Source organism: Streptomyces sp. 3N207 (assembly GCF_052246355.1).
Taxonomy (GTDB): Bacteria; Actinomycetota; Actinomycetes; order Streptomycetales; family Streptomycetaceae; genus Streptomyces.
Genome location: NZ_JBQQBV010000044.1, coordinates 24,314 through 31,291 on the forward strand (window position 1 = coordinate 24,314; position 6,978 = coordinate 31,291).

Genomic DNA, 6,978 nt, shown 5'->3' on the forward strand with positions numbered 1-6,978 from the left:
AGTCCTCAGCCCTGCGACATCTTGTAGAAGGTCCACACCAGACCGGAGGTCACTCCGATCCCCATGCCGGATATCAGGCTCCAGACGACTGCCTGCTTCCCCCGGGCCGCCAGACCGCCGCGTTCGCTGTTGTGCCCGATCGCCACACACGCCCAGCCGGAGAGGCCACCCAGGACCGACAGGGTCAGGCCGACACCGGCCGTCCAGGCCAGAATCTTTTGGGTGGGGGTCTGGAGGGTCCCGGGCAGCGCCGGCTTGTAGCCGGGGATCGGGTTCGGGTTCTTTGCGGCGAGGACGTTCAGCGTTTCCATGATCTGGCTCATGCGGGGACCTTTTCGGAAGCGACGTGGGGGCTGGAGGACAAAGGGGCAGGCGCAGGGGCCGCTGGGAGCGGATCGCCCCACACCTGGTGGGCGGAGGCGAGAACTGCTCGTGCGAGGTCGTTGCCGGCTGCGAGAGTCTTCGGCCTGATGCGATGTGCATCACTCATCCCGTATGTGCGGATGTGTGGATCGTACGGAACGGTGACCACGGCGTAGACATGGGAGCGGAGCATTGCTGCGGCGGCCCGGACGGGGGAGGGCGGGCGGCCCTCCGTGGTCTCGGCCAGGGCGATGACCATCCGCTGCAGTGGCAGCCCCTCTGCTACGGCTGCTTTCACTGCGAGTTGGAGGGCCTGTACGCCCGGCCCGGTGGCCGCGGCGCAGAGGACGGGAATGCAGAACGGGAGCGCGCACCACGCGGCCGTCTGCCCGGCGCGTCCGGCGCACCGGGCCGTGATGATGTCGTGGGCCATGGCATTGCCGGTGTCGGCGACGGCAACCTGCCATCCGCCGGCCGCCGCGAGTTGGCGCCAGGCCGCCGGATCATCAGGTAGCGGAAGCGGGGAACGGCTCCATTCTTGATGGTCTGTCAGTACCTGCCAGGAGCGGCCTTCCGGTGCCGGGCACCGTGCGGCGGCGTCCTGGATGCGCTGCCGGGAGGCGGGCTGGTCCGGGGGGATGGACGCAAGTCCCGCGCCGGGCTCCGCGCCCCAGTACGGCCACGGAGAGGCCGTTCGCGGAACGGTGTCCAGGACGACCGAGGGCATGGCGGAGGCGAATACCGCGGCCAGCAGACCGGCCGTGACGGAACGACCGCTTCCGCCCGCGGCCCCCAGTACGGGTATGAGCAGGCGAGCGTGCGCCGGGAGTGGCTTCGGAGCCGACGATCTCTTGGACAACTTACCCCCGGGAATTGCAGTCGCGCCCAACCACTCCACTGGGACGCTGAAGTGGCATCAATAGCGGTGGCAGTGACGTCCGTTCACTATTCCATGGTTCCGCCCGCTGGCTGGATAGTTCCAGGCGTTGGACTCCCGACGGTGCATCATGGGGGATTTGTGTTGGTTAAGCAGCGTTTGCTGTAACCGGGAACAGTGACTGCTCTGTAACGAATCCCCCGGCATAGCCATCCGAAACGGATGTGAGAATGTGGGCGCTCGAACCCGTGGTCTTCGATGCTTCCTGGCGACGGAGTGCATCATGCGGTGCCCGGGGGCACTGCCCAACCGCTCAAGGGGGAGGACCGTTTGAGTTTCGTTCGCACTACGCAAAGCGTCGGCGCCGGAGTAGTCGCGGTCGCCCTTGCTCTGGCGTTTGGGGTCTTTCTCCTTGTGGGGACGGCTGAGGGCGGCGAAGGGGGGAGCGCGAGCAGCGGAGCTGAGTCGGGGTCAGGTTCTCTGAAAGTCGGGAAGGGTGGCGTGCCCGCCCAATACGCGAGCCTCATCAAGAAAGCAGCCGCGGATTGCAAGGCAGGTCTGTCGGCGCCACTGTTCGCCGCCCAGTTGCAGCAGGAGTCAGGCTTCGATCCCAAAGCGGAGAGCCCCGCCGGGGCGCAGGGCATAGCCCAGTTCATGCCGGCCACCTGGTACGGCGAGAACGGCAACAAGGGCGCCGGCGTGGACGGCAACAAGGACGGCAAGAAGGACCCTCTCGACCCCGAGGACGCGATACCGGCGCAGGGCAAGATGATGTGCAAGCTGCTGACGACGGCGAAGAAACACCCCGGCTACAACGGCAGCCCCACCGAACTGGCCCTGGCGGGTTACAACGCCGGCTGGCGCCGGGTGGAGAAGTACCGCGGGGTGCCCCCCAAGTCGTTCTCCAATGGGGAGACCTACAACTACGTGAAGACCATCATGGCCTTGGTTCCCAAGATGACGGCCTCCATGGGCACCGGCTCCGCGTGGGTCCGGCCCGTTGACGGCCCGCTGGGGACCCCGTACCACCAGCGCGGTGGCGCTTGGTCCAGCGGCATGCACACGGGCATCGACTTCACCGTCCCGACGGGGACACCCATCAAGGCCGCCGGACCCGGCACCGTGCAGAAAGCCGCCCAGGGCGGTGCGTACGGCAACGAGGTCGTCATCAGACACTCGGACGGCACCTACAGCCAGTACGCCCACCTCTCCAAGATCTCCGTCTCGGCCGGCCGGCACGTCAAGGGAGGGCAGAAGATCGGCCTCTCCGGCGCCACGGGCAACGCTTCCGGCCCGCACCTGCACTTCGAGATCCGCACCGGCCCGGAGTACGGCTCGGACATCGACCCTGCCGCCTTCCTGCGCAAGCACGGGGTGAAGCTGTGACAGCAGAACCGCAGTACGCCCCCTGGGGCATCGTTTCCGCCCAGTTCTGGGCCGGCGACAATGCCTCCCACCCAGCCGCCGGAGAGCCGTCAGGCCGACAGCCTCACTCGTACCCCGTGCTCACCACCCCAGAGGCGAACGCGAGTGCGGAGACGGAACAGCCTCCGCCGCCCCCGGAGGAGTACCGCGAGCGCGTCGCCGCCATCACCGCGACGTTTGCGCCACCGCACGACCCCCAGCGCCTGGCATGGGCCGCCATCCAGGCCGAACGACTCGACCAGGAAGCCACCACGACCTACGGCCCCACACACACCCACACCATCAGCATCCGGGAACTACGCGGCTGGATCGCCAGCCTGCAGGGTGACCCGGAAGCGGCAACCCACTGGGACCTGCACGTAATCCAGCTCCAGGGAACGGCGTGGGGCATGCACCACACCATCACCCGCGCCAGCGCCCAGCGTGCGGCACGGCACTGGACCGAAATCACCGACCCCGCCGCCCGGCTCGCCCTCAGCAAGCAACTCCTGGGCATGCTCATCGCAGTCACCGGCGAGAACAGCCGCCTCAGCCGGCACGTGCGGAAGCTGGTACGCAAGACCCAGGACGCTGTCGCCCCATGAGCGCGCACCGCGCACGCCTGACGCGGCAGCCGCCGACAGCTGTTACCTACCTGTGCCCGTTCGCCCTGGCTCTCGGCATTCCTCTCTTGTCACACTATTCACACTAGACACGTACGCCTCAACTACCCCTGTTATGAGCACAGTTGGGCTAGCAGGAGTCTCAGGACCGGCACATCAGCAAACAGCGAGATCAACGCCGCCGAAGACTCCGCCAAGGGCAGAGCAGCGCCCTCGCACAGAGCAGCCACGCTCCGCGCCCCCTCTCCGCCACCACGCACACCAGCAGGAGAAGAATCGACAATGACGTCCTTTCGGCACCTGACACGGGCAGACCTTGACCAGCTCACACGTGCAGAACTGACCCCCCTGGTCGCCCAGGAAAGTGCCCACTGGGAGCGACTGACTAAGAAGGAGATGGACGAGCAGGACGTACTCGCCTACCTGGAGTTCCTGCAAATCCTGGCCTCAATCTATGACGCCCGCGGCCTGGCCACCCACGCCAGCAACCTCATCAACGGACGCGACGACGGCTACCTGAACGAAAAGCCGGGCAACAGCTTGCTGGAGGATCAGTGAACCCCGGCCGGCACGGCTCGGTCGTGCCGGCGTCACAGCGCGGAACGCCACCCCTGGATGGGGCTGTCCCCGGCCAGGTGCGAGGTCTGGTACGTCCGCGCCGACGCCGCCATGGCCATGGCAGACAGGGAGATCCCGGAAGCGGTGCGCGCTTCCGGGCGAACCACTGCCACATGGCGGGCGCGCCACCTGCCTGACTCGCTCAACACGATCGTGAACGACCTCACTCGCGGCCTGCCGGCCACGCAGCTTTGACTGTCTCCCTGCCGACCGCCGCAGCACCCGCTGCCACCCCGGCTTCCGCCCAAGGTGGCGGTGATCGACTGCCCCAACGACGACGCGTGCATCTACCCGGACATCAACTTCGGCGGCCAGCCGTGGATGAAGCGCCCGGTCGACGGCAGCGTGAAGGACCTGCCCACCACCATCCGCGACCGCGGCAGCTCCATTCGCAACAACGCCGACCGCACCGCCCGCGTCTACGAGAAGCGCGACTTCGCCGGACGGTGGGTGTGCGTCACCAAGAGCGGCGGCTCCATCCACGACCTGCGCGGCTACAACCTCAACGACCAGACCCGCTCCCTGCGCATCAACCACAACGACTCCGGCTGACGCGACTGCGAGCCCCACCCGCATCGTCTCGACGGCGCCTAACGGGCCCTGGAGCCATGTCAGCTGGCTCCAGGGCCCGTTCCGGGCTCTACCGCCAGGGCATTACGGCTGCCCGGCCCTCATCAGCTGAGTCAGCGCGAAGATGGTGGCCCCGAGGAACGTGACGCCTCCGACCGCTACCTGCAGCGGCGTGGCCAGGGACGGGTGGCACCAGGTCACGTAAACGAGGCCGGCCCCGATGAGCAGGAGCACGAGAACGACGACGAGGATCAGCAGCGACCAGAGTGTGAGGGGCGGCGGCTCCGCGGGCTGCTGCGGCTGCTGGGCGGCACCGTTGGTGATGGTTGCGGACATGGCACTTCCTCGCTTTTGGGCGCGACGAAGTCACGCGGGGATGGATGGATGGTCGAACCATGGAGCACCGGAGCTTTAGCCCCGCAAGTCCCGTCCCGCCTCCGGGGGCGCCTCCCGGGGGCGGGACGGACACGGGGAGAGTGCACCGCAGCTCATTCATGACGCGAGTTCTCGCGAATTTCGGCAGAGCCCGGCGATGCGGTCGCAGCTTGTACCGGATCCCGAATCCATTCAAGCCGCCTGACCTGCGGCCTTGCGGATGCTGGCGCGTGAATGAATCCCGTGATGCTGGTAAGGACCGCATTTTCGCCACCGCTTGAACGGGAGGCACCTGGCTGCCAAGGGCAGTGCTCGTCAGATGTACACCGCGGCGGGGCAAGCTCCGCAAGCACCGCGGCACAGGAAGCACCGAGCGCCGATAGTCGACCGCGGGCCAGCGACGCAAACCGGCAGATGAACCGCACTGCGGTGGGAGACTTGGGCCGTGAGTGCTCCCCGTCGCCGGCTCGGCACCGGACCCCACCCCGCCGCCGCAAAGCGGTCACCCCATGACGGCAGTCCCGAGCACGGCATGGTTGCGGAGCGAGCTGTCATCGGTCCGCCTGCCCGTGGAGCCGAGGACCCGGCAAAGGAGTCCTCCGGGGGGCGCCGCACGCTGGGCAACGGGCCAGGCAATCTCATTGCAGGCGAAGGGCAGCAGCACCTGGGCAGCCAGCGGCAGCGTCGGTGATGGCGAAGGAGGCACCGTGACCGCACAGCCCGAACACCACAGCAACACCACCGCGGGGGCTGTGGTGGTTCGTCCCTTTCGTCCCTGGGTTTCCCCCTTCTCCGCAGGGACGGCCCGGCTGTTGGCCGGACGCCCGCCGAACTCGCACGCATATTCGGCGAGTTATAGGCGGATCGAGTGAAGCCTGATCAGCATATCGGTCGGTCTCAGAGCGGTCACATGCCTCCGTGACATGTGACAAGCAACGTGTATGCCACCTGTGGCATACACATTGGTCAGCACGCTTGCTACGCCCCGCAAGGCACGCGAAATGGCCCCCGCCCGCAGCGTGGGGGCCTTGAGTCTGTACGTCAGCTACTCGCCGGTCTCTCACACCGCAGGCAGATCCATCGTGCGCCGAGGATGCGCCGCATGTGGGTTGCGGGGTGGTGGGGGAATTCGGGTGGGCTGCTGGCCACGGCGGGTGTGGTGGGCCGGTGGAGGTAGGGCTGGGCCCAGCGGCGGCCGTGTTCGTCTCGTTCCATGGTCGGCGTCAGTCGAGGTGTTCGATGTTGCGGATGTAGACGCGTTGGATGGGCGAGGCGTCGATGATGAGCAGAGTGATGGCTGTGTGCTGGAGGGCGAGTGTGCGCTCGACGTCGTTGTCCTGGCCGTTGATGGGCCGGGTGTGCCGGTATGGGTTCTCGCAGATGTCTGCGAGGGCGAGGGTGAGTTCCTCGCTGGCGTCGGCGGGGAGACTGTCCCAAATGGCGGTGACGGTCTCGTCGTAGTGACGGAGCTTGTACACCCTGTAGAGGGTGTCAGGTCAGGCGGCGCCGCGTGACCGGATTCGGGCAGCTTCCGCGAGGACTCGGTCGGTGATGTCGAGGGAGCCTTCGGCCGGGCCTTCGCCTGCGTGTTCGCTGGCGAGGATCTCGTCGTTGCCTTCGAGGGACGCGAGGCGGTTTTTCGCGATGCGCTGCCACTTCGCGAAGACGTGGAGGAGTTGGTGCGCGGGCGCCTTGTTGATCTCGGCGAGAAAGCGTTGGGCCAGGTCACAGTCGTGGAGGGCGTCGCGGATGCTCTCGATGGTCCACGGCTGGTCGTTCACGGCCGGCCTCCCGCCTTGATCAATTCATGGTTCGTGAATCCCCTGTGAGACACGAGGTTAGCGCGGAGGTAGGTCTCCGTGCACAGGTCTGGGTACATGCGTCGAGACCCCCGCCGGAGTGGCGGGGGTCTCTTCATTTCTCAGGCCGCGCGTAGATCCACACGGTGTACGTACCGTCCCCGGTTGCCTCGGGTTCGCCTGGTCCGCTGCCGCGGGTGAGCATGGCAGCTGGTAGGTGATGTTTGGTGTTTGGTTTTCAGTGGGGCTTGTGGCTGCGTGTCCCTTGGGGGGTTGCTGTTTGGCGGCTGCGTGCGCTGAAGACCAGGTGCTGAGCGTGTGTAGGCCGTCGACGGCGCCACGAGTGAGC

General features: G+C 67.0%; 9 protein-coding genes. 4 read left to right on the forward strand and 5 right to left on the reverse strand.

The annotated features are described in order from the left end of the window. Positions 1 to 5 precede the first annotated feature (5 nt). Together ACTWP9_RS35915 and ACTWP9_RS35920 are read right to left on the reverse strand one after the other, a co-directional pair. Positions 6 to 323 carry a hypothetical protein gene (locus tag ACTWP9_RS35915; RefSeq protein WP_443250526.1) on the reverse strand — a complete coding sequence of 106 codons (318 nt, stop codon included), beginning with the start codon at positions 321 to 323 and terminating at the stop codon, positions 6 to 8. Then, positions 320 to 1,222, reverse strand: coding sequence for a hypothetical protein (locus ACTWP9_RS35920; RefSeq protein WP_443250527.1), 903 nt, complete (start codon positions 1,220 to 1,222; stop codon positions 320 to 322). The genes ACTWP9_RS35915 and ACTWP9_RS35920 overlap by 4 nt, the downstream gene beginning before the upstream one ends. 519 nt (positions 1,223 to 1,741) lie before the next feature. Between ACTWP9_RS35920 and ACTWP9_RS35925 the strand changes: the two genes are divergently transcribed. The 4 genes from ACTWP9_RS35925 (at position 1,742) to ACTWP9_RS35940 (ending at position 4,437) form a co-directional block, all read left to right on the forward strand. Next, entirely contained in the window at positions 1,742 to 2,626 is an 885-nt protein-coding gene (locus ACTWP9_RS35925; RefSeq protein ID WP_443250528.1) for a peptidoglycan DD-metalloendopeptidase family protein, read from the forward strand. A gap of 116 nt (positions 2,627 to 2,742) precedes the next feature. Further along, positions 2,743 to 3,249 carry a hypothetical protein gene (locus ACTWP9_RS35930; RefSeq protein ID WP_443250529.1) on the forward strand — a complete coding sequence of 169 codons (507 nt, stop codon included), beginning with the start codon at positions 2,743 to 2,745 and terminating at the stop codon, positions 3,247 to 3,249. 414 nt (positions 3,250 to 3,663) lie between these two features. After that, positions 3,664 to 3,825 (forward strand): hypothetical protein, encoded by a 162-nt coding sequence (locus tag ACTWP9_RS35935; protein WP_443250530.1) that lies wholly within the window; start codon positions 3,664 to 3,666, stop codon positions 3,823 to 3,825. A 315-nt stretch (positions 3,826 to 4,140) separates the two neighbouring features. After that, positions 4,141 to 4,437, forward strand: a complete 297-nt coding sequence (locus ACTWP9_RS35940; protein WP_443250531.1) for a peptidase inhibitor family I36 protein — start codon at positions 4,141 to 4,143, stop codon at positions 4,435 to 4,437. Between the two features lie 102 nt (positions 4,438 to 4,539). On the opposite strand, the gene ACTWP9_RS35945 is transcribed toward ACTWP9_RS35940, so the two are convergent. The 3 genes from ACTWP9_RS35945 to ACTWP9_RS35955 all read right to left on the reverse strand — a co-directional run bounded on the left by ACTWP9_RS35945 (position 4,540) and on the right by ACTWP9_RS35955 (position 6,611). Beyond that, positions 4,540 to 4,791 (reverse strand): hypothetical protein, encoded by a 252-nt coding sequence (locus ACTWP9_RS35945; protein ID WP_443250532.1) that lies wholly within the window; start codon positions 4,789 to 4,791, stop codon positions 4,540 to 4,542. A gap of 1,262 nt (positions 4,792 to 6,053) precedes the next feature. After that, positions 6,054 to 6,308 (reverse strand): hypothetical protein, encoded by a 255-nt coding sequence (locus tag ACTWP9_RS35950; RefSeq protein WP_443250533.1) that lies wholly within the window; start codon positions 6,306 to 6,308, stop codon positions 6,054 to 6,056. 18 nt (positions 6,309 to 6,326) lie between these two features. Next, positions 6,327 to 6,611, reverse strand: a complete 285-nt coding sequence (locus tag ACTWP9_RS35955) for a hypothetical protein (protein WP_443250534.1) — start codon at positions 6,609 to 6,611, stop codon at positions 6,327 to 6,329. Between the last annotated feature and the right edge of the window lie 367 nt (positions 6,612 to 6,978).